The 25,039-nt window shown below is 58.7% G+C and carries 24 protein-coding genes, 1 pseudogene and 1 riboswitch; of the genes and pseudogenes, 4 read left to right on the top strand and 21 right to left on the bottom strand.

The genetic code is table 11. The features are described from left to right. Positions 1 to 89: 89 nt before the first annotated feature. Positions 90 to 314, top strand: a complete 225-nt coding sequence (locus tag FOI68_RS05365) for a hypothetical protein (RefSeq protein WP_029098546.1) — start codon at positions 90 to 92, stop codon at positions 312 to 314. Between the two features lie 179 nt (positions 315 to 493). Here the strand turns inward: FOI68_RS05365 and FOI68_RS05360 are convergent, their stop codons facing one another. From FOI68_RS05360 to FOI68_RS05310, 11 genes and pseudogenes are all read right to left on the bottom strand, one after another. Beyond that, a complete protein-coding gene (locus FOI68_RS05360) occupies positions 494 to 922 on the bottom strand; it encodes a VOC family protein (RefSeq protein WP_044897294.1) in 429 nt (142 codons plus the stop codon). 205 nt (positions 923 to 1,127) lie between these two features. Further along, positions 1,128 to 2,072 carry a 3-hydroxyacyl-CoA dehydrogenase family protein gene (locus FOI68_RS05355; protein WP_143862552.1) on the bottom strand — a complete coding sequence of 315 codons (945 nt, stop codon included), beginning with the start codon at positions 2,070 to 2,072 and terminating at the stop codon, positions 1,128 to 1,130. Continuing rightward, positions 2,069 to 2,830: an SDR family NAD(P)-dependent oxidoreductase gene (locus FOI68_RS05350; protein ID WP_065067098.1), complete on the bottom strand. Its 762-nt coding sequence runs from the start codon at positions 2,828 to 2,830 to the stop codon at positions 2,069 to 2,071. The genes FOI68_RS05355 and FOI68_RS05350 overlap by 4 nt, the downstream gene beginning before the upstream one ends. A gap of 49 nt (positions 2,831 to 2,879) precedes the next feature. Beyond that, entirely contained in the window at positions 2,880 to 4,055 is a 1,176-nt protein-coding gene (locus FOI68_RS05345) for an iron-containing alcohol dehydrogenase (RefSeq protein ID WP_143862551.1), read from the bottom strand. Positions 4,056 to 4,091: 36 nt separating this feature from the next. After that, a complete protein-coding gene (locus FOI68_RS05340) occupies positions 4,092 to 5,546 on the bottom strand; it encodes an aldehyde dehydrogenase family protein (protein ID WP_143862550.1) in 1,455 nt (484 codons plus the stop codon). Positions 5,547 to 5,763: 217 nt separating this feature from the next. Beyond that, positions 5,764 to 6,762: a LacI family DNA-binding transcriptional regulator gene (locus FOI68_RS05335; RefSeq protein WP_143862549.1), complete on the bottom strand. Its 999-nt coding sequence runs from the start codon at positions 6,760 to 6,762 to the stop codon at positions 5,764 to 5,766. Positions 6,763 to 7,848: 1,086 nt separating this feature from the next. Further along, positions 7,849 to 9,159 (bottom strand): nucleobase:cation symporter-2 family protein, encoded by a 1,311-nt coding sequence (locus FOI68_RS05330; RefSeq protein ID WP_035299710.1) that lies wholly within the window; start codon positions 9,157 to 9,159, stop codon positions 7,849 to 7,851. 42 nt (positions 9,160 to 9,201) lie between these two features. Continuing rightward, a complete protein-coding gene (locus FOI68_RS05325; RefSeq protein ID WP_044897300.1) occupies positions 9,202 to 9,792 on the bottom strand; it encodes a xanthine phosphoribosyltransferase in 591 nt (196 codons plus the stop codon). Between the two features lie 208 nt (positions 9,793 to 10,000). Further along, positions 10,001 to 10,102: riboswitch (purine riboswitch) on the bottom strand. A gap of 122 nt (positions 10,103 to 10,224) precedes the next feature. Further along, a complete protein-coding gene (gene rsgA, locus FOI68_RS05320; protein WP_143862548.1) occupies positions 10,225 to 11,295 on the bottom strand; it encodes a ribosome small subunit-dependent GTPase A in 1,071 nt (356 codons plus the stop codon). Positions 11,296 to 11,593: 298 nt separating this feature from the next. After that, positions 11,594 to 11,839, bottom strand: a complete 246-nt coding sequence (locus FOI68_RS05315) for a hypothetical protein (protein ID WP_044897301.1) — start codon at positions 11,837 to 11,839, stop codon at positions 11,594 to 11,596. A 72-nt stretch (positions 11,840 to 11,911) separates the two neighbouring features. Continuing rightward, positions 11,912 to 12,031 (bottom strand): annotated as a pseudogene (locus FOI68_RS05310) (VOC family protein); the annotation flags it as partial. 99 nt (positions 12,032 to 12,130) lie between these two features. On the opposite strand from FOI68_RS05310, the gene FOI68_RS05305 reads away from it, so the two are divergent. Next, entirely contained in the window at positions 12,131 to 12,994 is an 864-nt protein-coding gene (locus FOI68_RS05305; protein ID WP_143862547.1) for a metal-dependent hydrolase, read from the top strand. A 123-nt stretch (positions 12,995 to 13,117) separates the two neighbouring features. Here the strand turns inward: FOI68_RS05305 and FOI68_RS05300 are convergent, their stop codons facing one another. The 6 genes from FOI68_RS05300 to FOI68_RS05275 all read right to left on the bottom strand — a co-directional run bounded on the left by FOI68_RS05300 (position 13,118) and on the right by FOI68_RS05275 (position 18,666). Beyond that, the gene (locus FOI68_RS05300) at positions 13,118 to 13,819 is read right to left on the bottom strand and encodes a hypothetical protein (protein WP_143862546.1); all 702 of its coding nucleotides are present in this window, start codon (positions 13,817 to 13,819) and stop codon (positions 13,118 to 13,120) included. A 90-nt stretch (positions 13,820 to 13,909) separates the two neighbouring features. Continuing rightward, complete coding sequence (locus tag FOI68_RS05295) at positions 13,910 to 14,728, bottom strand: alpha/beta fold hydrolase (RefSeq protein WP_143862545.1); 819 nt, start codon at positions 14,726 to 14,728, stop codon at positions 13,910 to 13,912. Between the two features lie 217 nt (positions 14,729 to 14,945). Further along, positions 14,946 to 16,001, bottom strand: coding sequence for an ABC transporter substrate-binding protein (locus FOI68_RS05290; protein ID WP_143862544.1), 1,056 nt, complete (start codon positions 15,999 to 16,001; stop codon positions 14,946 to 14,948). Positions 16,002 to 16,043: 42 nt separating this feature from the next. Then, the gene (locus FOI68_RS05285; protein ID WP_065067107.1) at positions 16,044 to 16,835 is read right to left on the bottom strand and encodes an ABC transporter permease; all 792 of its coding nucleotides are present in this window, start codon (positions 16,833 to 16,835) and stop codon (positions 16,044 to 16,046) included. Continuing rightward, complete coding sequence (locus tag FOI68_RS05280; RefSeq protein WP_370512104.1) at positions 16,832 to 17,641, bottom strand: ABC transporter permease; 810 nt, start codon at positions 17,639 to 17,641, stop codon at positions 16,832 to 16,834. Before FOI68_RS05280 ends, FOI68_RS05285 begins: the two co-directional genes overlap by 4 nt. Before the next feature lie 38 nt (positions 17,642 to 17,679). Next, positions 17,680 to 18,666, bottom strand: coding sequence for an ABC transporter ATP-binding protein (locus FOI68_RS05275; RefSeq protein WP_143862542.1), 987 nt, complete (start codon positions 18,664 to 18,666; stop codon positions 17,680 to 17,682). Positions 18,667 to 18,950: 284 nt separating this feature from the next. On the opposite strand from FOI68_RS05275, the gene FOI68_RS05270 reads away from it, so the two are divergent. Next, positions 18,951 to 19,826 carry a LysR family transcriptional regulator gene (locus FOI68_RS05270; RefSeq protein WP_143862541.1) on the top strand — a complete coding sequence of 292 codons (876 nt, stop codon included), beginning with the start codon at positions 18,951 to 18,953 and terminating at the stop codon, positions 19,824 to 19,826. A gap of 8 nt (positions 19,827 to 19,834) precedes the next feature. Here the strand turns inward: FOI68_RS05270 and FOI68_RS05265 are convergent, their stop codons facing one another. After that, positions 19,835 to 20,827 carry a YeiH family protein gene (locus FOI68_RS05265; protein ID WP_143862540.1) on the bottom strand — a complete coding sequence of 331 codons (993 nt, stop codon included), beginning with the start codon at positions 20,825 to 20,827 and terminating at the stop codon, positions 19,835 to 19,837. Positions 20,828 to 21,014: 187 nt separating this feature from the next. Here FOI68_RS05265 and FOI68_RS05260 point away from each other — a divergent pair, with 187 nt between their 5' ends. Beyond that, positions 21,015 to 21,560, top strand: a complete 546-nt coding sequence (locus FOI68_RS05260; protein WP_044897314.1) for a PadR family transcriptional regulator — start codon at positions 21,015 to 21,017, stop codon at positions 21,558 to 21,560. A gap of 56 nt (positions 21,561 to 21,616) precedes the next feature. On the opposite strand, the gene rbsB is transcribed toward FOI68_RS05260, so the two are convergent. Genes rbsB through FOI68_RS05245 form a run of 3 tightly spaced genes read right to left on the bottom strand, consistent with a single transcriptional unit; the run spans position 21,617 to position 25,019 of the window. After that, entirely contained in the window at positions 21,617 to 22,570 is a 954-nt protein-coding gene (gene rbsB / locus FOI68_RS05255) for a ribose ABC transporter substrate-binding protein RbsB (protein ID WP_143862539.1), read from the bottom strand. Positions 22,571 to 22,594: 24 nt separating this feature from the next. After that, a complete protein-coding gene (locus tag FOI68_RS05250) occupies positions 22,595 to 23,521 on the bottom strand; it encodes an ABC transporter permease (RefSeq protein ID WP_029098525.1) in 927 nt (308 codons plus the stop codon). Beyond that, the gene (locus tag FOI68_RS05245) at positions 23,511 to 25,019 is read right to left on the bottom strand and encodes a sugar ABC transporter ATP-binding protein (protein ID WP_143862538.1); all 1,509 of its coding nucleotides are present in this window, start codon (positions 25,017 to 25,019) and stop codon (positions 23,511 to 23,513) included. Before FOI68_RS05245 ends, FOI68_RS05250 begins: the two co-directional genes overlap by 11 nt. Between the last annotated feature and the right edge of the window lie 20 nt (positions 25,020 to 25,039).

The raw sequence follows: 25,039 nt of genomic DNA, 5'->3' as shown, positions 1-25,039 counted from the left end.
GGGATGGGCTGCCCTGCATACATAATTGCCGCTGCTGCGAGAGATGCTACGAGGTGTGAACCCGATCTTGACGCAGAGGAGGAAGGCACATGCCGGCACAAGTCAACACCGACCAGTTAAAAAAGGCGGAAGCGTGCACAACTCTTGCGAAGAACATGATTACGCAGGCGATCGAACAGTCCGCAGCCAACCCGCAATTGGCGGAAGAAGCGCTGAAGCAGGCGTCCCAGGAGATCGCCCAGGCGCAAACCATGATCTCGCAAGTCCAATCGGCCCTGCAAATGCAGTCCCAACAGCAGCAGGGGCAGGCGTAATCGCCAAGGAAAAAGGCGGACCCCATGATTCGGGTCCGCCTTTTTGCGTGTCCATCAGCCGGCCCGGCAGCGCCGCCGGTTCCCGTCCCGCTCGACGACGGGGAAGCCGGTGAGGCAAGTGACGGCATGGACTGCGGAAAACGGCTCTGTCGCAAGCGACGCGAACAGAGCCGTTTTCGTTAATGTTGTTTACCCTCCGTGTTAATTTGGAAGGTCACGCCAAACTTGTCCGTTACAATCCCGTACGCCGGGCTGAAAAACGTCTCTTGCAGCGGCATGTTCACCTGACCGCCCTGCTTTAAGGCTTCATAGATTCGTTTCGATTTTTCCTTGTCGTTTGTTGAGATACAGATGGTGACCTGACTGCCGCTCTGATGGGGTTGGCCTGGAAACGTATCGGAAAACATGAGGTCCGATTCGCCGACCCTTACCATGGCGTGCGACACGCGGTCCTTTGCCTCTTCCGGCAGGGGAAATTCGGGGTTTTCCGGCATCTCGCCGAACGTTTGGTAAAACAGGATTTTGGCATCCAGTGCTTTTTCGTAAAATTGAATGGCTTCCTTGGCATTTCCGTCCATGACCAGATAGGGGATCAATCGCAGTGTCATCACGAATCAGCTCCTTGGGTCCTCGTTATTTTTTCGTTTTTCCAGTCTCAAAACTCGTACGGGCCACAGTTTGACACGTATCAAAACCAACCACACTCTCCATTATGACCCATCATCCGATTAGAAAACAATTCCGGTATGTAAATAATCGTGTGGTTCCCAGGAAGGAAAAATGAAGCATGGCTTGAAAACAAGATGGATTCTGCTAGATCCCCCAATCTTTTTTCAGCCAATGAATCAGTTCCGTTTCCCGCTCGTCGTTCATCTTTTGTGAAAATTCCGGTGTCCATTGATAAAAACCGTGGCCGTTTTTCTGGCCGTATTTGCCTTCGTCCACCAAACGCCGCATCGTTTCGAGAGAGGCCTGGTCGGTACTCAGGTCGGGAAACAAATAGGCAGAGATGGCATCAAACACATCCAAGCCGCCCATGTCCGCACTCATGAACGGGCCGGTTACCGTGAGACGGCGTCCGATGCTGTAGCGAACGGCATCGTCAATCTCTTCGATGCTCGCAACCCCCTGCTCCAACAGATACTGAGCTTCGCGAAACAGGGCGTACTGCAGGCGATTGCCGATAAACCCGAGCGTTTCCTTCTGCACCAGAATCGGCTTTTTTCTCAACGTCCGCAGCAATTCCAGGGAACGGCGCACCGTGTCGTCCGACGTTTTTTCTCCTCGCACCACTTCCACCAAGGGAATCAGGTGGGCGGGATTCCAGAAATGAGTCACGACCGTCCGCTCCGGATGCGTCGTGAGCGCCGCGATCGCCGTCGGCCTCAGCCCCGAGGTGTTGCTGGCAAACACAACGTCCGGCCCGCAGAGCGTTTCCAATTTATGGAACATCTCCTGTTTCAGCGCGAGGATTTCCGGAATCGCCTCGATGATGAACGTTGCTTCCGACACACATGTCTCCAACGAACCGTCAAACGAAATCCGGGACCGAATGTCGGCTGCCCCCTGCGTGTCAATCACTTCATGGCGTTGCAGCACACGCAGCTTTTCCTCGATGCCGGTTTGTCCGCGGCGGATATCCGCTTCATCGGTTCCCCACACGTTTACCGGACATCCCGCCAACGCCGCCGCCAGCGCGATGGAATGTCCCATGGTGCCTGTTCCCAGAACAGCCAATCGTTCTCTCGTTACGGTCATATCGCAGTCCAGCCTCCATCTACCCGAATGGTCTCCCCGGTGACAAATCGCGCCAAGTCAGACGCCAGGAAAAGTACCGCGCCCGTCACATCCCGTGGGGAAGCCAATCTGCCCAATGGAATGCGCCGGATGACATCCTCATAAAACTGCCGGTCCTCGAACATTTTGGACGTGAGTTCGGTTTCGATAAACGTGGGAGCGACCGCGTTCACCTTGATATTGTATTCCGCCCACTCCACCGCCAATGCCTTGGTGAGCTGGACCATTCCCCCCTTGCTGGAACAATAGGCCGCCCGTTTGTAATACCCGACGAACGCCATCTGGGAAGCGATATTGATGATTCTTCCTCCCTTCCCTTCCGCCATGTATTTCGCAGCCCGCTGCGAACAGAAAAACGCTCCTTTCAGATTGGTATCCAGCACCCGGTCCCAATCGTCTTCCGTTACATCCCATGCCGGTTTGGCAATGTTGGTTCCCGCATTGTTCACCAAAATGTCAATGCCTCCCATTTTATCCGCAGCGTCCTCCACCATGGCCAGAACCTCTTTGGTTTGCTGCATGTCCGCTTGGGCAATGAAACACTCGGGTTGATACGTTTGCAATGCCTGTAACGTCTCGCGGAGTGCCTCTTCTCCTCTTCCTGTAATCGTCACGACAGAACCGGCTTGTGCAAATGCCAGCGCGATGTCTTTCCCGATGCCTTTGCTTCCGCCCGTGACCAACACTCGTTTTCCCTTGAGATCCGCAAACTCGTTCAAACGGTCCCCCTCCTCCCCTAATGAAGCCAGTATGGCTGGATGTTCGCAATTATTCCTGAAACAGTTTGCCGCCGAACGATTCACGGTAAATGGTTTCGATGTCAGCAACCGTCAACCAGCGTGGATTATTGTTCAGCAATCTGTCGATTTTGCTTGCTTCCGCTGCCAAGGCCGGAATGTCTTCTTCTTTCACGCCAACGTCCCTGATGCTGGCGGGAATCCCCACGTCTTGAGACAGTTTGGCGATGGCGTGGACCGCCCGATATGCTGCATCGCGAAGCGACAACCCGTCTACGTTTTCTCCCATCGCCCTGGCCACTTCCGCAAATTTGGGAATATTCGAAACCACGTTGTACTTCATGACGTAGGGGAGCAGCAAGGAGTTTGCCACCCCGTGGGGCACTTTGAATTTGCCTCCCAGCGGATAGGCCAGCGCATGGACGGCTCCTACCCCGGCGTTGCCCAGCGAAATGCCGGCGAGCAGACTTCCCATCGCCATGTCTTCGCGCGCTTTGAGATGATGTCCCTGATACACGGCTTGGCGAAGGGAACGGGAAACCAGTTTGATCGCGTGCAGGGCAATGGCGTCCGTCAGTTCATTCGCCCGAATCGCCGTATAGGACTCCACCGCATGTACAAACGCGTCCATCCCCGTCGCAGCCGTGACGGATGGAGGCACCGTCACCGTTAGTTCCGGATCGACAATGGCAACATCCGGGAGCAGGAATGGCGAGACGATTCCCTTTTTTACCTGGTCGCGCGTGTCCGTAAAAATAGCGTTGCAGGTAACTTCCGACCCGGTTCCGGAAGTGGTCGGCACGAGGATGAAAGGCACGCCCTTGTTCGCCACCTTGTCAATGCCCACCAGGTCGCGCACATCGTCCGTGTTGGTCATCATGATGGACAAGGCCTTGGTCACATCCAGCACGCTCCCGCCACCGATCCCGACGAACACGTCATAACCCTGATCCCTGACCTGGGAGGCAAGATGCTCCAGATTTTCAAACGGTGGCTCCGGTATTACTTCATCAATCACATGGACCGGCAGGCCTGCTTGCGCCAGCGGGGTTACGACCTTGTCGACCAGACCCGTTTGATTCAACACCTTGTCGGTCACCACCAAAACCTTTGTTGCCCCCAGCTTCCTGGCCTTCTCCCCAATGTGTGCAATCGAGCCGATTCCCGTCACGAGTTCATTCGGTGTTCGAAACACGCTAATGCTCATCTTTCATTCCTCTCCCATCCCGCACGTATTTTTCGTCTACAGCAGCTTCACACCGATAAATTTCACTTCGGTCATGTCCTCAACGGCATATTTCACGCCTTCTTTTCCGATCCCGCTACGTTTTACGCCACCGTATGGATAGTTGTCCTGGCGAACGGTTGACACGTCGTTAATCCAGACCCCGCCTGTTTCCAGCTTGTCGGCCAGGCGAAACGCGCGATTGATATCCGACGTGAAAACGCCCGCCTGCAGGCCATAATCGGAAGCGTTCGCGAGTGATACCGCTTCTTCTTCCGTGTCAAACGGGATGACGACAACGAGAGGGCCAAATACTTCCTGACAAACGACTTTCATGTCCGGCTTGACATCCACAAGAACCGTGGGATGGTAAATGGCTCCTTCCCGCTTGCCGCCGGTGAGCACTTTCGCACCGTTTTCTACCGCTTCCTGCACCCATTGTTCCACGCGTACGGCCGCCTCCTCCGTAATCAGCGGACCTACATCCGTTGTTTCCTCGGCCGGATTCCCTACCCGCAGGCTCGCCACCCGCGGCACAAACCGATCGAGGAACGTCTGGTACAGCGTCTTTTGCACATAGATGCGCTGCACCGAGATGCACGCTTGACCGGCATAGGCAAAACCGCCCGTCACGATGCTGGAAATCGCTGCGTCCAGGTTGGCATCCTCGAAGATAAGATTGGGCGCATTCGAGCCCAGCTCCAGGGTTACTTTTTTGCTGCCCGCCAGTTGCTTGATTTTGTAGCCGACCGGCCCGCTTCCCGTGAAGGTCACCTTCTTTACCAGCGGGTGGGTGACAAGCGGTTCCCCCAGATCCGGACCGGTGCCCATCACGACATGCAAAGCCCCTTTCGGCAGCCCTGCCTGAAGCAGCAGCTTGGCGAGTTTCAACGCGGACAGCGGCGTTTTTTCGGCCGGCTTGACGACCACCGTGCAGCCTGCCGCAATGGCCGGAGCCACCTTGTGCAAAACGAGATTCAGCGGGAAATTGAACGGCGTTATGGCGGCGACCACCCCAACCGGATAACGGCGGCCAAATCCGATTCGGTTTTCTCCGCCGACCGCACTGTCCATTTTGATGAGTTCGCCGTCGTTGGCCTTCGCCACGTCGGCAGCGAAACGCAAAACCTGCACCGCACGTCCCACTTCTCCCCGCGCATCGCGGATCGGCTTGCCCGCTTCACGAGACAGGAGGTGAGCAAAGTCCTCCCTTTGAGCCTCGAGGGCATCGGCAGCTTTCCGCAAAATCTCGGACCGCTGGTATGCGGGCATTTTTTTCATGGTTTGCTGAAAGACCCGGTGGGCGGTTTGGATGGCATGTTCCAGATCTTCTTTCGTCGCAAAGTCCACAAGACCGACCAGTTCGCCATTGTACGGACTGCGAACCTCGTGTCGAATCCGGCCGCCCCCGGTAACCTCGTTTCCGTCGATGAGGGAGCCGACGTGCATGACGGTGATCTCACTTTGATTCATCTCCACCACTCCTCCTATGGGTCGTTACATCCCGAAAAACGCTTTTTTGACATGTGCGTTGGCAAACAGTTCCTTCCCCGTTCCTTCCAGTGCGATTGCTCCATTCTCCAGAACTTCAAGCGCATGTAAAAACCTCTTGATCAGATGCTTATTCTTGAATGCGCTTCCAAATGAATACGTATTCAAAAACATCCAAAAGCAGGTGTCCTGGCCATGGCTACTTGCGGCGGGCAGTCGTCTTTCGAACAATCAGCTCGGGCTGCAGCACAATCTGTCGTGGCTGTTTCGGGCGGCCCCCTTGCTGAATCATCTCCATCAGGTTTTCGGCTGCAATCTCCCCCATCTTGAACTTGTGATGACCGATACTTGTCAATTGGATGGCGCGATGGGAGGAAATCTTGATGTCATCAATCCCGACCAGACTTACGTCATCCGGGATGGACAGGCCCATCGACATGATGGTATCCATGCAGGCCAACGCCATGGTATCAGTCGCGCAGATGATCGCCGTGGGCGGTTCATCCAGGTTCATCAGCTTCCAGGTGATTTTTTCCACCTCGGCCACCGTCGTTTTCGTAATAAACACCAGGTGCGGATCGATTTCGATGCCGGCTTCTCTCATCGCTTTTTCAAACCCCGTTTTCCGTTCAAGAAAGGTGGAGATAGTGAGTTCGCCCGTAATGTAGGCGATCCGTTCATGTCCCAGGTCCAACAGGTGTTTGGTAATCATTTCACCTGCCATCGTGTTGTCCAGGACAACGTAATTCCCCCCGTTCCTCGGGCGGCGGTTGAAAAACATGTACGGGATGCCGGACTGCTCGATTTCGTGAAACAGGGGATCGTCCAGCAGGATGGATGACATCAGGATGCCGTCAACCTTGTTTCCCATTACGGTGTCAACAATGTCTTTCAGCTTTGCCTCGCCCTCAAAGTACACCATGGTTTTGTAGCCATGTTTGGTAGCCAGGTTGATAATGGAGTCGGTGGTTTCCACGAAGAATCCGTTTTTGAGCGTACCGGAAATCAAGGCGATGGTTTTCGTACTGTTCGTCACTAGGCTCCTGGCAATGAGATTGGGCTGATAGCGCAGGATTTCCATCGCCTGCAGCACCTTTTTTCGCGTCTCGGGCTTCACGCTTTTCGCGTTGTTCAGTACGCGGGAAACGGTGGCTTGGGACACACCCGCCAATTTTGCAACATCTTTGGAGGAGATCATGGAACGTTACCTCGAATGTATACGTATTCATTGGTAGAAATTAGTATACTGCCTGTTTTGTGATTTGTCTATATTTTTTTATATTTAAGAATTTTGGTATTGCTTTCTCGGCCACTTCCTGCGGATTTTGTGTGTGCTGGTTCGCTTTATCCGCTTTACGCTTGCCAGTTTTTCCTCGTTCACGATCAGTTGAAGCACGTCCGGTCTCGCGTGATGTCCCGCACCGCCACCCCCACATCCACCATCGGGTGATTGGTAAATTGCAGCACCAAAGGATTCTTTATTTTCTGTTGCATATCCAGGCATGGGAATGCTATTCGTTCGGTCTGAACGGCGTAAAGGAATTCACTCCTACATAAAACCAAAAACGGTAGTAAAATGAATAAAGCTAAGTGTATTAAGGGGGCTAACATATGAGCCGAATCAACAGATCAACGTATGAAAAATTAAGTATAAAAAAGCCAGATTGTTACAACCAGACTTCAACCACCCCGAATATAGGGACTGACATAGAAACTGTAGCGGACGAGTATAAACGAATTGTCTCTGACGGGAGTCGTAACATTCTTACTTCATGCAGTTGGCTGCTTGATAAGGATCTCTGGAATCAAGTTGAAACAGGAGCGCTACCAACTGAAATGGAGACGTTGCGACGTGGCAGTCCGTCATCATCTAGAGGTCGATCTTGTTGATCCTGGCGCACATCAAAACGCGATCAGCCAAAAAATTAGAGACACTCTGGCAATCCTTTTATCATAACATAAGCCGAAAGGGGACTGTTTGCACAGTCCCCTTTTAACATATGGACACCGGTAGTGCTGTCGATGCGCTACGAAACTGAGGTAATTCAGTATATGCGGTGTATCTGTAATATTTCCTGAAATCATCCAAAACATGACGGAAAAGACTGGAGACAGGCACAGATTTTAGTCCGTACCTGTCTCTAAAATAAGGTGTCCGACAGCATTTCTGCTGTTAAAGTAAGGTTACCTCTATCCTATACCAAGGCGTTGACTAGAGTCAACGGGTTCTACGAATACGCTGGTAAAAGGTCCATGGACAGGCGGAGGAAGATTCCTTTTTTCCCTACGCCTCTGTAACGGTGCCCGTATGGACCGGCGCAGACCGTTTTTGTGTTTGCCTGCCGTGCACGAGCAGCATGTTCAGCACGACGGCCGTGATGGAACCGGTGACGATGCCGTTTTGCAGGATCATTTTCGCCATCGTCGGCAGTTGATCAAACATCTGCGGGACGGCAGCGGACCCAAGCCCGACAGCGATGCTGCAGGCGGCAATCAGCAGGTTCTCGTTTTGGCGCAGATCGACTTGCGACAGAATGTTGATCCCGGATGCCACCACCATGCCGAACATGGCGATCATCGCGCCCCCCAGCACCGGATTGGGGATGACCGTGGTCAGCGCGGCCAGCTTCGGGAGCAGGCCGAGGACCACGAGAATGCCGCCGGCAGCAACCATTACGTCACGGGTCTTGATTTGCGTCAGGGACACCAAGCCGACGTTCTGCGAAAAGGCGGTGTAGGGGAAGGCGTTGAAAATCCCGCCAAGCATGATCGCGATCCCTTCGCCGCGCAAACCTTTGACGACGTCCTGGCTGCTGACGTCCTTGTCCGTCACTCTGCCGAGAGCAAAATAGACGCCGGTCGACTCCACCATGCTGATGATGTTCACGAGGATCATGGTGAGAATCGCAACGATGTGAAACTCGGGCACCCCGAAATAGAACGGCTGCACGATGCTGACCCAGGATGCCTCTGTCACGGCGTCAAAATGGACCATGCCCATCGCGTACGCCGCTGCCGTTCCGATCACCAGGCCGAGCAGCACCGAGATGGCGCGAATAAAACCGGTAAAAAGGCGATTGATAAGCAAAATGATGACCAATGTTCCGAATGCCAGCAGCAGGTTGCGGGGTTGGCCGAAGTCCGGGCTGCCTGCACCGCCGGCGGCGTTGTTCATGGCGACGGGAATCAGCGACAGCCCGATGATCGTAACCACGGAGCCCTGGACGACGGTCGGGAAAAAGCGCAGCAGTTTGCCGAAGAGCGGCGCGGCCAGCACGACAAACAGACCGGAGACGATGATCGCTCCGTAGGCGGTGGCCAGGTTGCTGCCGGAGGCGATGGCGATAATCGGCCCCACCGCGGTAAACGTACAGCCGAGCACGACCGGCAGTCTGATCCCGGTGTAGCGCGTGCCGATCACCTGCAGCAGGGTGGCCAGTCCGCAGGTGAACAGGTCGGCCGCGATCAGGTAGGCGATCTGGGTGGGCGCCAGTTTCAGCGCGCCGCCGATAATCAGCGGCACGATTACCGCCCCCGCGTACATGGCCAATACGTGCTGCATGCCCAGCGTCAGCAGTTTTTGTTTGGACAGCATGAGTGTTCTCCTCTCTGTGAATGGGATTCCCCGCGTACCCGACTAGACGCGAGCGGACACAGGCTCGATAAACTGGATGGCGCCCGGCTGCATCGATTGGATGCGGGCCAGCGACTCGACGCGGACGCCCATCTGCTCCAACAGACCGCGCCCTTCCTGGAAGCTTTTTTCGATCACCGCGCCGACGCCGACGAGGTGCGCCCCCGCTTCCTTTACGATTGTAGCCAACCCCACCAGCGCCGCCCCGGTGGCGAGAAAGTCGTCGACGATCAGGACCCGGTCATGGGACGACAGGTACTGTTTGGCGATGCTGATTTGGTACGTCTCCTGGCGGGTGAAGGAGTGGACGGGTACCGAATACACCTCATCGCTCAAGGTGACGGCTTTTTTCTTTTTCGCGTAGACAAACGGCACGCCCAGCGCGTACGCTGTCGCCATCGCAAAGTGAATGCCGCTCGCTTCCACCGTCAGCACCCTGCTGACCCGCTCTCCGCGGAAGATCTCGGCGAACGCTTGGCCGATCTTCATCGTCAACTGCGGGTCCACCTGATGATTCAAAAACGCGTCCACCTTCAACACCGTGTCGGACAGCACCTTGCCGTCCCGGACGATTCGCTCCTTCAATTCTTTCACGTTGTTCTCCTCCTCCTATCGGCTGCACGGCCACAAAACAAGAAAACCCAGAGCGGACAGTTCACCGGCTGGCAGGCAGACCAACTCCAAGTGAAACCTGTCCCTCTGGGCTTTTTTCCCTCAGGTGTAGCACGAATGACGTGCCAGCGCCGCTCGGACCGGGCTTTTGCCGGACGGCCGCAACACGGACCGGCGGGCAAAACGGAACCCTAGGCGCTCTTTCACTCGTAGTCAGGCGATTTACGGTCACCTGGTAGAAACTTATGGGCCATATTCCCAAAATTATACGAGCTTGCGTCGATGTTCGGTTGATACTGACAAATCTACCACACTACCTGTCGGCGGGGCAAGCGTAATTTTGCGGCAGCCGGCCAAAAAAAGCGCGAACCCTCGCACTGCGCGAGGGTTCGTCAGGCTGGGATGGCGGGCCGCCTACCGCTTGGGCTTGGCGTGGCGCATCGCCATCGTGATTTTCTTCCACTTGGTTTTTTCGGCCGCCTGCAGTCTGGCGTCATCCTTGCGGGCCAGATGGGCCAGTTCCCGCTGCAGCTTCCGATAGCTGTCAAAGCGGGCCCGCTCCAGCGAACCGTCGGCCAGCGCCGCCTGAACCGCACAGCCGGGCTCCCGTCCGTGGCGGCAGTCGCGAAAGCGGCAGGCTTCCGCCAGTGTTTCAATGTCGTCAAAGGCGTCGCGGAACCCGTCGTCCGCCTCCCACAACTGCAGTTCCCGCATGCCCGGCGTGTCGATCATCAGGCCGCCGGCGGGCAGCCGGAACAGCTCGCGGTGCGTCGTGGTGTGCCGGCCGCGGTCGTCTTTCCTGCGCACGTCGTTGACCCGTTGAAGGTCCATACCGGCCAGCCGGTTGATCAGCGTGGATTTGCCCACCCCGGAGGAGCCCAGCAGCGCGACGGTCTGCCCCTCCCGCAGGTACGGGGCCAGGCTGTCCAGCCCCTCGCCCCGTTCGGCGCTGATCACGTGGATCGGCACCCCGACGGCGACCGACTCCACTTCGGCCACCTTGCGCTCCACATCCTCGCACAAATCGGCCTTGCTCAACACGATGACCGGGTTGGCCCCGCTTTCCCACGCCAAGATTAGATAGCGCTCCATCCGGCGCAGGTTAAAATCGTTGTTCAACGCGTTGACAAGAAACACGGTATCCACGTTGGCGGCGACGATCTGCTCCTCCACCGTCTCGCCCGCCGCCCTGCGGGAAAACTTGCTCATGCGCGGGAGCACGGCGTGGATGGACGCCCGTTTCTCCTCGACGCGGGGGCTGATGACCACCCAATCCCCCACCGCCGGATAGTCCTCCCGTCCGGTGGCCGCATAGCGGAACCTGCCCGTCACTTCCCCCAAGAGCTCGCCGTGTTCCGTCACCACGCGGTACAATCGTTTGTGTTCCAGGACAATGCGCCCCACACTTACATCCTGCTCCGCAAACGGAGCGAAGTGGGCTGCGAAATGGTCGTTCCAGCCCCATGCCTGCAAATCGTTGTTCACGTACGGATTCCTCCTGCAAAAGGTTTTGTCTGGTCCAAACAAACAGGCCCACAACCCGTCACAGGGAATCCTCTGGCAAGAAGAACGGTTACCGTCCGGCTGAAAGGAGGATTCCCGTGACCCCAACAGCTTGAACAATCTCAACAATCGGCGTTTTTACCATATGGACATCTCTCCTTTCAGACCGGCGAACCGGGTCTGGTGATGTGATTACCGCTTATTGTACCACGGTTGAACGGGGAGCAACAGTACGGGATGCCCGTTTTTTGAGCCGGGCTTTCCGCCGCACGCGACGGCGTCAATCGCCGCCACCGCCGCCTCCACCGCCGTCGCCTCCACCGTCGCTTCCTCCTCCGCTGTCTCCGTCTCCCCAGATGCCGTCGGAATCGCGGTCTTTGCCGTCGCTATCGACGTAGAACGGCCCGGGCGACGCACCGTCACCGCCGGACGAGGAGGATCGTCGGATGCCCGCCTTTTTGGCGGTCGACGCGAGCACCAACAGCAGGAAGATCAACAATACGGCAACTACGATGATTGCTTCCATCTTTCTCCACCCCAGGATTTGCAATTTTTGTCTGCCGTTTCATTATACCATGCATCGGCGGCCGGACGGACAGGCCTGCGGCGTCATCTGCTCCTGGCGATGCACGACGAATCCCACTTGTTCCGTCCAGAACTTCAGGGCGGCCTGCTGGTCTTCCACGTAAACGGCTACGGTTGCAATGCGAGTGATCATCGGTATGTACCTCCTTCAGGGGCTGTCCCCGCTGTTTGCCGGGATGATTCTATGGTACGCTTACCTTACATGCTGTGCAGCGGGAGGGGTTTCTCATACATGGATACAGTCACACATGCGCTCATCGGCGCGGTTCTCTACAGGTCCATTCGCACCGAACACCTGCCCAAAGCGGAAAAACGGGCGCTCTTGTTTACCTCGCTGGCCGGCAGCGAGCTGCCCGACATCGACGTCGTCTCCCAATTGTGGGACACAGGCGGTCAATACCTGATGTGGCATCGCGGCATTACCCACTCCGTCTTTCTGGTGCCGGTGTGGGCGGCGCTCTTGACCGCCGCCGCCCGATTGTGGTGGCGGGTCGCAGACAAGCGCATTTTCCCGCTCGCCATGCTCGCCGTCTTTGTCCACATCACCACCGACATTTTCAACCCGTGGGGCACCGGCTACTGGGAGCCGTTTTCCCGGGAGCGCGTCGCCATCGGCACCGTCCCGATCATCGACCTGGTCATGTGGGCGATCATTCTCGCCGGCTATCTCCTCAGCCGGTTCGGCAGATGGCCGCGCCATCTCGTCTTCCGCGCCGCCGCCTGCCTGCTGGTGCTGGAAATCGCCAGCCAGACGGTGCAGGGACTGATCGTCAAGCATTCGTTCGCGGACCGGTACGATCAGGTCGTGCTGGCCGCCGACTTTTTGCCCGGTTCGTACAAGGTGATCGGCAAACAGGGAACCACCGTGGACATTCACCGCGCCTCCGTCTGGTCCCAGCCGGTGCTGCTTCAGCGCCTCACCTCCGCCGAACAGGCCGACCTGACGCCGCTGTTTGCGCAAAATCCGGCCGCCCGCACGCTCTATCAGTGGGCGCCGATGGTGGTCGTCGTCGACACGCCCGAGCGGCTGGCCGTCTACGATCCGCGCTTTTGGGACCGGGGCGGGTCGTTTTTGTACGAGTCCATCGACAAGTAGCTGGGACACGATCACGGCTATCAGCCCGCCGCGTCAGCGGAACGGCGGCCGGAATGTTGGCTGTCTGAAACAACCGAAACGTGCGGCGGGCGAAGCAGTACGCCTGATCTGCATCCCTTTCCCCTATTCCCGTCCGGTTTCGGGAAGAGAGGTGTAGACCGACTTCTCTTCGTCATAGTGATAGACGTGGGTGAGCTGTTTGGTCGAACTTATTCGAGAGATGTCCTCGTTAAAGATGTAGGTAGTCTGCTGATAATAAAGCTTTCTCGTATTATCCTCGGTATAAATTGTGCCGATCGTCTGATGAAACGGAGGAGGGCCGTTCGCCAACAGATCATATGCCAAGCCGCTCCACACTTCCTTGTACCCCTGCTGCGTGTATGAGAGCAGATGGAAATTGTTCTTCTGCACACCCGAACCGCCAACGCCGGATAGAAACGAAATCATTTGATCACCGGCACCGTGAACCTGTACCCCATACACAGGCTCTTGTTTGGCATACACTTCCTTGTACACACCGTTTTCTTCGGCGTACAGCACAAACCAGCCTTCCAAATGGCTCGTAGTCAGAAAGGCGGCGATTTCGGGGGACTTTCTCGTTCGATTCATGCGCAGCGTAACGAGCGTAACATCCTCTTTGTCGATAAGATCCGGTTGACTAAACTTCTGTTTAAATGAATCGAACGGCCATTCGGGGATGGCGGATGAACGCTCGGCCGCTGCATCGGATGGCTGCTGTTCCGCCTGCTGGCCGGACGTTTGTACACAGCCCACCGCCATCCCCGCGATCACGGCGATGATCAGCCATTTTCCTGCTCGCATCATTGCTTTTCGTTCCTTTCTCGCTTTGCAATGATTGGTGCACTCCATGTTGGGCGGTTTGCCTTCCCCCCGTGTCTTCGCTGCGGTTTCCCTTTACTTCCGCCCCAGGAAGTCGAGCACCAGCCGGTTGAACGCCTCCGGCTGATCCATCGGCGGAATGTGGGCCGACGCCTCCAGCACCGCTTTTTCCGCGCCGGGTATGCGTGCCGCCAGCTCGTCGGCGATCTGCAAAAAGTCCTCGTAGTCTCTGCCGCCGGCAATCACCAGCGTCGGTGCCTGGATCTCTTCCAGCCGGTCTTTCGGCAGCGGTGACAGCCACGCGGGCATTTGCGTCACCGGCGGCAGCGAGTAGGCATGCGCGGTCATCAGCCGGAAGCTCTCCCTCGCTTCCCCCGCCTCCGTGTTGACCGGCTGATCCGGCCCGTCAAACCACATCCGCGCCGTCAACTCCACCGCCTCTTCCCGGGTGCCTGATTCGAACTGCTCCGCCAAGCGGCCGGCATCCCGCTGCCGCCGTTCCGATCGCGGATGGCCGAGCAGACCGGAAGAGACGAGTACGAGCCGCTTCACCATCTCCGGCCAGGCCAGGGCAAACTCCTGGGCCACCGTCCCGCCGAATGACAGGCCGACGACATGGGCCCGTTTCACGCCCAATCCCTCCAGCACGGCGCGGGCATCCCCGTACAGCGTATAGGGGCCCTCCCCGATGGGCGTCCGGCCCATGCCGCGCAGATCAAAGCGGATGACGCGATAGGTTTGGGCGAACACCGCCGCCTGTCTCTCCCACATGCGCGTGTCCAGATTGAGTCCGTGAATCAGCAGCAGCGGCTCTCCCGTTCCCTGTGCTTCGTAGTAGAAGCGGGTGCCGTTCGCTTCGATCCATCCGGATTGCGTTACGAGATCGATTTCCATTTTTTATCACCCCGCCACCACTATTGCACACATCACCCGGATGTGTCCAGACAATTCAAACAACACGCGCACCTCCCCGGAGATTCCGGACGTCACGAGCGGATCGCGATGTGCGCCGAAAAAAAAACACCGGCCCGGCACACGGGAGATGTCCCCGCTGCCGGGCCGGATGCACGCGTCCTGCCGCCGCCATGCGTGCGGTGGAACGGGACTGCGCTTATTCACGGCCGCTCTTCAGTTCGGTCCAGTATCGGTCGTACTCCTGCAGCGTGTCGCCCACGTCGACGAGCCATTCGGCCCGGTCGATCTCCGCTTTGTCCAGGAAGATCATCTTGTTGGAGCGGTACGCTTCGCTGTGCAGCGGGTACGCCTTTTCGTTCGGGTTGCTGTAGCCGATGAACTCGTAGTTTTTCACGCTGACTTTCGGGTCCATCAGGTAGTTGATGAACTTCTCCGCCAGTTCCTTGTGCTTGGCTCCTTTGGGAATGGCCAGCGTGTCCGCCCAGATCGTGGCGCCCTCTTTCGGGATGACGTATGCGACGTCCTTGTTTTGGGCGTTGATAAACGACGCGTCGCCGGACCAGACGGTGCCGATCCACGCTTCTTCGGCGATCATTTTCTGCTTGATGTTGTCCGTGTCAAACGCGATCACGCTGGGCAAAAGGCCCTTCAGATCATTAAACGCCTTTTCCAGTTCGCCCTTGTCCTTGGTGCTGTTGGAGAAGCCGTTTTTGATCAGCGCCATGCCCAGGACTTCACGCGGGTCGTTCAGCAGGATGACGCGCCCCTTGTACGCGGGGTTCCACAGGTCCTGCCAGCTCGTGATCGGCTCTTTCACGTACTTCTTGTTGTAGGCGATCCCCGTGATGCCCCAGGTGTACACGATGGAATACTTGCTGCCCGGGTCAAACGGCGGCGTCTGGAACGTGGAGACGATGTTCTTCAGGTTGGGAATGTTCTCCTTGTTCAGCTCTTCCAGCAGGCCGAGCTGGATCATCGTTCCCACCATGTAGTCGGACGGCTGGATCAGGTCGTAGCCGGAAGCGCCCGCCTGGATCTTGGCCAGCATCTCCTCGTTGCTGCCGTACACGTCGTAGTTTACCTTGACGTTGTACTTCTGCTCAAACTCTTTGATCACATCCGGGTTAAAATTGTCGGCCCAACTGTAGATGTTCAGCACCTGCTCCTCCTGCTGCGAAGAGGAGCAGCCGACGGCGGAAAAGGCGAGGGCGGCGGACATCGCGCCGATCAACAGGGACTTCAGCACTTTCATGTGACGATTTCAACCTCCCGTAAACGGATGTTTGGGTCCTGGTTACAACGTAATGGATTTGGAGTCCTTGCGCCGAAGCAGCTCGGCGACGACCACCAGCAGCACCGTGCAGGCGATCAGCAGCGTGGAGAGCGCGTTTACCTCCGGCGACACGCCCCGTTTGACCAGGCCGTAGATGTACAGCGGCAGCGTCGTCGAGTTGGGGCCCGCGACAAAGAACGAAATGATGAAGTCGTCCAGCGAAAGCGTAAAGGACATGAGAAACCCGGCGAGAATGCTGGGCGAGATCAGCGGCAGGGTCACATGGCGCAGCGTCTCCCAGGGCGTGGCGCCCAGATCCTGCGCCGCCTCTTCCAGTTCGCTGCCCATGTCGGCCAGCCGCGCCGCGATGATCACCATCACAAACGGCATGCTGAAGGTGACATGCGCCATCACCAGCGTCGCTTTGCCCAGCTCGATGTGCAGTTGGCTGAACAGCACCAGCAGCGACAGCCCCATCATGATTTCCGGGATGACGATCGGCAGGTAGATCAGGGCATGGACGATGCTGCGCCAGCGGAGCGAGAAATGCTTCATCGCCAGCGCCGCCGCCGTGCCCAGGAGCGTTGCCAGCACGCTGCTGATCAGCGCGATGGTCACGCTGTTGCCCAGGGCCTCCATCACCTGCCGGTTTTCAAACAAAGAGACGTACCATTTCCACGTGAACCCGCTCCAGACGGCGTTGATGCGCGACTGGTTGAACGAATACAGCATCAGGATGGCGATCGGCAGGTACAAAAAGACCAGCATCGCCCAGGAATAACCGGAAAGCGCTCGGCGCCGCCAGGTGTTCATGCCGCTCCCTCCTTCGCCCCGGCCGCATTGGCGGCCCGGTAGTAGAGGAAGATCAAAAGCATCGACAAAAGCATCAGGACGATCGAGAGCGCCGAGCCAAACGGCCAGTCGCGGGCGGAGAGGAACTGGTTCTGGATGACGTTGCCGATCAGGGCCGATTTCGCTCCGCCCATCACGTCAGGCACGACGAACATTCCGATGGACGACACGAAGACCAGAATGGAACCGGTGACCACGCCCGACTTGGTCATCGGCAGGGTGACGTGCCAAAAGGCTTTCCACGGCGTCGCGCCCAGGTCGTACGCCGCCTCCAGCTTGCGCCGGTCCATCTGCTCCAGCGAGACGTAGATCGGCAGCACCATGAACGGCAGCAGGGTGTAGACCATCCCCAGCAGCACCGAGCCGGAGTTGTACAAGAGCGGCAGCGGTTCGTCGATCAGGCCGAGCGACTGCAGCACGGTGTTGACCACGCCCTGCGAGCGCAGGATGATCACCCAGGCGTACGAGCGAACGAGAAAATTGATCCAAAACGGAATCATGACCAAGAGCAGCCAGACCTGCTGGGCCGACCGCCGCATGCGCGAGATGTGGTACGCCAGCGGGTAGCCGCAGACGAGCGAGATGAACGTCGTCAGCACGGAAACGGCCAGCGTGTCCAGGAAGATGTCTCCGTACAGCGGATCGATGATGCGGGCGTAGTTGTCCAGCGTCCCCTGATACACGATCTGGCCGTAAGTGCCGCGCTTCAAAAAGGAAAGAGCGGCGATCATCAGCAGCGGCAGGACGAAGAGCGCCCCCAGCCACATGAGGGCCGGCAGCGCCAAGAGCTTGAGCCGTTTGGTGGTCAGCACCAGAGCGTCACCTCGTCCTCGGGCGCCCATCCGATCGCCACTTGATCGCCCGCTCGCCAGCCGCGGCTGTCGCCGGCGTATTCGTGGGCCAGCACGGTCATGTCCTCATCGTACAGCCGAATGTACAGCTTGCGCAGGTTGCCGAGAAACACCATGTCAATGATCCGGCCGGTCATGCGGTGCTTGTCCGGCTCCACTTCAAGCGGATACAGCCTGATTTTCTCCGGCCGGACGGCAATGCTGGCGTCGCCGCTGCGGAAGATGTTGTTTTCGCCGATAAACGTGGCGACAAACAGGGTGCGCGGATGGTTGTAAATCTCGGCCGGCGTGGCGATCTGCTCGATCCGCCCCTTGTTCATGACCGCGATCCGGTCGGACATGGCCATCGCCTCTTCCTGGTCGTGCGTCACGTAGACAAAGGTAATGCCTAAATTTTTCTGCAAATTTTTCAATTCCAACTGCAGGCTTTTGCGCAGTTGATAGTCCAGCGCCCCCAACGGCTCGTCCAAAAGCAGCACCTTCGGGTTGTTGACGATCGCCCGGGCGATGGCCACCCGCTGCTGCTGCCCGCCGGACAACTGCTTCGGCGTCCGCTTGCGCAGCTCGGCGAGATGCGTGTACTGCAGGACTTCTTCCAGCCGCCGCTGCTGTTCCGCCGCAGGCACTTTCTTCATTTTCAAGCCGAACAGGATGTTCTCTTCCACCGTCATGTGCGGAAACAGGGCGTACTGCTGGAACACCATGTTCATGTCGCGCCTGTAGGGGGGAACGTTGGTCAACGGCTTCCCGTCCAGAAAGATCTCCCCGGCCGTCGGCTCCTCAAAACCGGCGATCATGCGCAGCAGTGTCGTTTTGCCGCAGCCGCTCGGCCCCAGCAGCGTCAGAAATTCCCCTTCAGCGATGGAAAGGGACAGGGGAGGAATCACCACGGAACCGGAAAAGTGCTTTTCAATTGACTCCAGGGCAATGATCGTTTTCATCTGGTCATCTTCTCACCATATGTCAAAATACTCATAACCAATCTAGGTAAATATATCGTGGATGACACGTTTTGTAAACAGGTGGAGACTCCTGTCGATCAAATTTTTCCGAGCGGGTTATGCGGGTTTCGGCGCGATGGCGGCCGGGGCCGGGCGGGGAGCTGTGCGATGCGCGTCCGGCCGCTTTTTCCGCCGCTGTCGACCAAACAGGCTTGGACAACCGTGCGGCGCTGCCTGTATGCTACAAGGAGAATCCAGACCGATGATCAGGGGGGCTTTTATACATGTTGGAAGCGTTCAAGCTGTTCGTCACCGTCTACGAACAAAAAAGCTTTTCCCGTGCAGCCGCGCTGCTTCACCTCTCCCAGCCCGGCGTCAGCGTGCACGTGCAGCACATCGAAGCGGAGCTGGGCGCGAAGCTGTTTCACCGCACCCCCAAACAGGTAAAGCCCACCCAGGCGGGTGAGCTGTTTTACCGCAAGGCCAAGCAGATTCTCTCGCTCTACCAGGAGGCGCAGCAGGAGATCCAGCAGCTTCAGGGGACCGTCAGCGGCCGGTTGAAGATCGGCGCAAGCTTTACCATCGGCGAGTACCTGCTGCCCAAACTGCTGGCGGAATACGCCGCCCGCTATCCGTCGGTGGCGGCGGAAGTGACCATCGCCAACACGGAGCAGATCAACCAGGCCGTCCGCGCCAACGAACTGGACGTGGGGCTGGTGGAAGGGGACGTGCCGCCATCCGATCTGCACGTGGAGCCGTTTTACAAGGACGAACTGGTACTGGTCGCCGCCGTCGATCACCCGCTGACCCGGCTGAAAAGCGTGTCCGTCGACCACCTGCACGACCAGGTGTGGATCTTCCGGGAGAGCGGTTCCGGGACGCGCGCCTACAGCGACAGGCTGATCCGGCAGTGGGAGCTGCGGGTCGCCCATTCGTACGTGTTCAGCAGCAGCCAGGGTGTAAAGGAGGCGGTGGCGGCCGGACTGGGGATCGCCCTGCTCTCCCGGCTGATCGTCGGCAAGGAGCTGGCCAGCGGCGAACTGGCCGTGATTCCCATGGCCAAACAGCGTTTTTCCCGTGACTTCTGCGTGCTGAAGCCAGCCGGCGAACCGGCCAGCAGGGCGCTGCAGGTGTTTCTCGACAGGGTAAAAACGCTGTAGCCCGATTCTTAATGAATGTATGCCAACAGCCGGACCAGCCCGTAACCGAACAGGGAGAGCAGCGCGGAGCCGGCCAGTCCGGCGGTCAGGGCCCTGGTCCCGTGACGGCGGAAGGCACCCGGATCCGCATTCAGTCCCAGTCCGGCCATTGCCATTGCCATCAACAGGTACGCCAGCCGCACGAGCCGATCCGCCCAGTCGGCGGGCACAATGCCCAGCGAATGGACGCCGCTTGCCGCCAGGAACCCAAAGAGAAACCAGGGCAGCGTCACCTTTTTCCACTCTTCGCCCTGCTCCCCCCGCTCCTGCCGGGCGGCCCACCAGCCGATCAACAGCGCGACGGGAACGAGCAGCGCCACCCGCGTCAGCTTGGCGACAACGGCCACATCGAGCGCAGCGCTGCCCGCCGGGGCTGCCGCCGCCAGCACGTGCGCGATTTCATGCAGCGTCGCCCCGGAAAACAGCCCGTACAATTCGCTGCTCAAGCCCAAAAACGGGTAGACCAGCGTGTAGACGACCGTAAAGCCCGTTCCCAACAGGGCGACAATCCCCGTACTGACGGCCACTTCTTCCTCCCTGGCGTTAATCTGCGAACCGATCGCCCCGACAGCGGCCGCCCCGCAGATGGCCGTGCCGCAGGCGGTCAGCATGCCGATCCGCGCCTCCACTCCCAGCCAGCGGCACAAGCCGTAGACGACCAGCAGTCCGAAGACGATGTCGGCCAGCGCAATGGCCACACTGCCGGCGCCCGCCTGGACGATGTCCCCCAGGTGGAGGCGCATCCCCAAGAGCACAATCCCCGTCCGCAGCAGGATCCTGCCGGAAAAATCGATGCCTGGGACGGCGCCCGCTGTTACTCCCCGCGCCGCGCGCCACGCCATGCCCAACAGGATGGCGATCACCAGCGGGCCGACGATGGAGAGAACGGGCACGCGGGCCAGCACCTGCGCCGTCAGGGCAAGCCCCAGCGTGAGCAGCAGCCCGTGTACGTACTTCCTCATGTTGATCGGTCCTCTCTCGGTATGATCTCCTTCTCTACTCTACCGTCGGATGCCGGAAAGGAAAAATACGAATGGTTGATGGCCGCGATTACGTTCGGTTATGGCGGCGGGCGACCGGGTCGAGTTGAAACCGCTTCCATCTCTACCTATAATAGTCTCAAGCTCAACAATGTCAGGAGGCAACGACGTGAATACGCTTGCGTACGGACTGCTCGGGCTGGTGGCGCGCACGCCCAGCTCCGGTTATGACTTGATGCTGCAGCTTCAACCGTTTTGGCAGGCCAAGCACAGCCAGATCTACCCCCTGCTGGCCAAAATGGAGCAGGAGGGGTATGTGGAATTTACCCGCGTGCACCAGACGGACCGGCCGGACAAAAAAGTGTATTCGATTACCGAAAAGGGACGCACGGCTCTGCGGGAGTGGCTGGCGGAACCGACTTCGGAGCCGGTGCTCCGCGACGAGCTGTTTCTCAAGTCGTACTGCCTCTGGCTGACAGACGCGGAGTCGGCCCGGCACCTGTTTGCCGAGCGGGAAGCGCACTGCCGGGAGCAGATGCAGATGTTCGAGACCTTTTTAAAAGAGCTGGAGCTGGCCTGCGACGGCCTGCCGCAAGATCCCCGCACTCCCTTCTTTGGCGATTACATTCTGCTCAGCCGCGGCATCAGCAGCATGCGCGAGGAAATGGAGTGGTGCCGCTGGGTGATGGACCTTTTGGACAAACCCCGGACCTAACCCACATATGCGCAAAAAACCTCCCGCCGCACAGGCAGGAGGCTCATTCTTGGGTGTTACTTTTTCGTCACCAGTTCCAGATCGACCGGGATGAAGCTGTCCACGTTTTCCCCTTTGGCCACTTTAATTGCCGTTTGCACGGCCGTCTCCCCGATGGCAGCCGGCTTTTGCGCCACGGTTGCCGCCATTTTGCCCTCGTTTACCGCCTTGACGGCGTCGTCGGTGGCGTCGAAGCCGACCACCAGGATCTGTTTGCCCGCCGCTTCGATCGCCTGCAGCGCGCCCAGCGCCATCTCGTCGTTGTGGGCGAAGACGGCCTGGATGTCCTTGTTGCCCTGCAGAATGTTTTCCATGACGCTCAACCCTTTGGCGCGGTCAAAGTCAGCCGGCTGCTGGGCCACCACTTTTACGCCGTCCTTGTTGTCGACGGCTTCGTGGAACCCTTTGCCGCGGTCGCGGGCCGCGGAGGTGCCGGCGATGCCCTGCAGCTCGACGATGTTGCCCTTGCCGCCCAGCTTCTCCAGAATGAACTCGCCCGCCATTCTGCCCCCTTTTTCGTTGTCGGAGGCGATGTGGGACACGACCTTTCCGCCTTCCGCCGCGCGGTCGACGGTGATCACCGGAATGTTGGCCTTGTTGGCCGCTTCCACTGCTGTTGTGATGGCGGCGCTGTCCGTCGGGTTGATCAGGATGACGTCCACTTTTTTCTGGATCAGGTCTTCCACGCCGCTGATCTGCTTGGCGGTGTCATCCTGCGCGTCGACGACGATCAGTTGGGCGCCTGCCTCGTCTGCCGCCTTTTCCGCCCCTTCCTTGAGCGTGACAAAGAACGGGTTGTTCAGCGTGGACACGGCCAGACCGATGGTGACCTTGCCGTCTGCCGCAGCGCCGGAGCCGCCTTGGGACGACTGTTCCGGCGCCTTGTTTTCCAGACTGGACGACGTGGAGCAGCCGGCCAGCGCCGCCAGCACCAGAGAAGAAGCCAACGCCATCTTCAGAAACGTTTTCATGGGTACCTTCCTCCTAAACGGTAGTTATTTATGGGATTTAGACCGGTCGAGCAATACTGCCACGAGAATGACCGCCCCTTTGACCACCGACTGGTAGAAAGAGGAGACATTGAGCAGATTGAGACCGTTGTCCAACACACCGATGATCATCGCCCCGATCAGGGTGCCGACGATCCAGCCGCGGCCGCCGGCCAGACTGGTTCCGCCCAGCACAACGGCGGCAATCGCATCCAGTTCGTACGCGGTCCCCGCCGTCGGCTGCGCCGAGTTGAGGCGGGAGGCCAGGATGATTCCGCTCAGGGCGGCAAACAGGCCGCTGATCGTGTAGACCCATACCTTCACCCGGGTCGTGCTGATGCCGGACAGCCTTGTCGCTTCCTCGTTGCTGCCGAGCGCGTAGACGTGACGCCCGAACGTCGTGTGGCGCAGGATGAAGTACAGCACGGCAAAGGAGATCAGCATCCAGATGACCGGCATCGGAATCTCCAGGAAAAAGCCTTTCCCCAGCATGGCAAAATCGGGATGCAGGCCGGTGATCGGCTTTCCTTCCGTATAGACCAGCGTCAGCCCGCGAAACACGGTCATCGTCGCCAGCGTGGCGATAAACGGGGCGACTCTTCCCTTGGCGATGATGAGGCCGTTGACGGCTCCCATCGCCATGCCGGCCAGCAGGCCGATCAGGACCGCCAGCGTCGTGTCCATCCCGCCGGCCATCAAGCCGGCCGTAATGGCGCTGGAGAGCGCCAGAATGGAGCCAACGGACAGGTCGATGCCGCCCGTCAGGATGACAAAGGTCATCCCGAACGCGATCAGGGCGTTGATGGAGATCTGCCGCAGCACGTTGAAGATGTTGCTGACGGTCAAAAAGTCGTCGCTGATCACGGACAGTACGATGACAATCAAGGCCAGCCCGAGGAGCGGGCCCATTCGCTGCAATAGGTTAAACCGCATGGGTGTTCGTCCCTCCCGTCGCCGCATGCATGATCAATTCCTGTGTCGCTTCCGCCCGCGAAAACGATCCGGTGATGCGCCCCTCGTGCATGACCAGCACCCGGTCGCTCATCCCCAGCACCTCCGGCAGTTCGGAGGAAATCATCAGGATGGCCACGCCTTCCTGGGCCAGGCGGTTCATGATGTCGTAAATCTCTTTTTTCGCCCCGATGTCGACGCCGCGGGTCGGTTCGTCCAGGATCAAAATCTTCGGCTGGGTGGCCAGCCATTTGCCGATCACCACTTTTTGCTGATTGCCGCCGGAGAGCGAGCCGGCCGCCTGTTCCCCGCCGGCTGTCTTGATCAGCAGCCGCCGAATCGTCTCGTCGCTCAACGCCTGCTCCGCCCGCCGGTTCATCACGCCCAGCGACGAGAGCTTCGCCAGATTGGGCAGCGCGATGTTTTCCCGCACCGAGAGCGGCAGTACCAGCCCCTCTTCTTTGCGGTCCTCCGTCACCAGCGCAATCCCCGCCCGGATGGCGTCGATCGGCTGGCTGATGCGGACCGGCTTGCCGTCGACGAAAATTGCGCCGCCGTCCATCTTTTCCGCGCCGAACAGCGCCTTGGCCATCTCGGTGCGGCCCGCGCCCATCAAGCCGGCCACGCCGACAATCTCGCCGCTTCTCACGGAAAAGGAGATGCCGGACAGCTTGCCGCGGACGGTGAGGTTCTCCACGCGGAGCCGTTCCTCGCCCGGCTTCACTTCCACCTTCGGGAAGCGATCCGTGATTTCCCGGCCGACCATCATTTTCACCAGCTCATCCAGGCTGGTCTCGGCTGTCCTCACCGTTCCCACGTACCTGCCGTCCCGCAGCACCGTGATCCGGTCGCTGATCTGGAAAATCTCCTCCATGCGGTGGGAAATGTAGATCATGCCCACACCTTTCCGTTTGAGGGCGGCAATCACGTCAAAGAGGGCGTCGATCTCCCGGTTGGTCAGCGCCGCCGTCGGTTCGTCCAGCACCAGGATGTCCGCCTGCATCGAAAGCGCTTTGGCGATTTCGATCATCTGCTGCTGCCCGACGGACAGTTCACCCACCGGCGTCGCCGGGTCCAGGTCGATCGCCAACTGCTCCAGCCAGCGCTTCGCTTCCGTCCGCATCCGGGACCAGTTGACGAACCCGCTTTTGCCGTAGGTAAACTCGCGGCCGAGAAAGATGTTTTCCATGACGGACAGGTGCGGGATCAGGTTCAGCTCCTGGTGGATGATGGCGATGCCCCGTTTGGCGGCGATGTCGGGGGTCATGTTCTCCTGCGTCTGCCCCTTGACGACAATCGTGCCGCCGTCCCGCTGGTAGATGCCGCCGAGAATTTTCATCAGGGTGGATTTGCCCGCCCCGTTTTCGCCCATCAGCGCCAGCACTTCGCCGCGTTTCAGGTTGAGCTGAACGCCGTCCAGCACCTTTACCCCGGGGAACGACTTGCTGATCTCCTTCATCTCCAACAAGTAGTCACTCATGCGCTCTCCCTCCCTTCGCC

The organism is Brevibacillus sp. LEMMJ03 (assembly GCF_007197875.1).
In the GTDB taxonomy this organism is placed as follows: Bacteria; Bacillota; Bacilli; order Brevibacillales; family Brevibacillaceae; genus Brevibacillus; species Brevibacillus thermoruber.
This window is presented reverse-complemented; position numbering and strand designations above follow the sequence as displayed.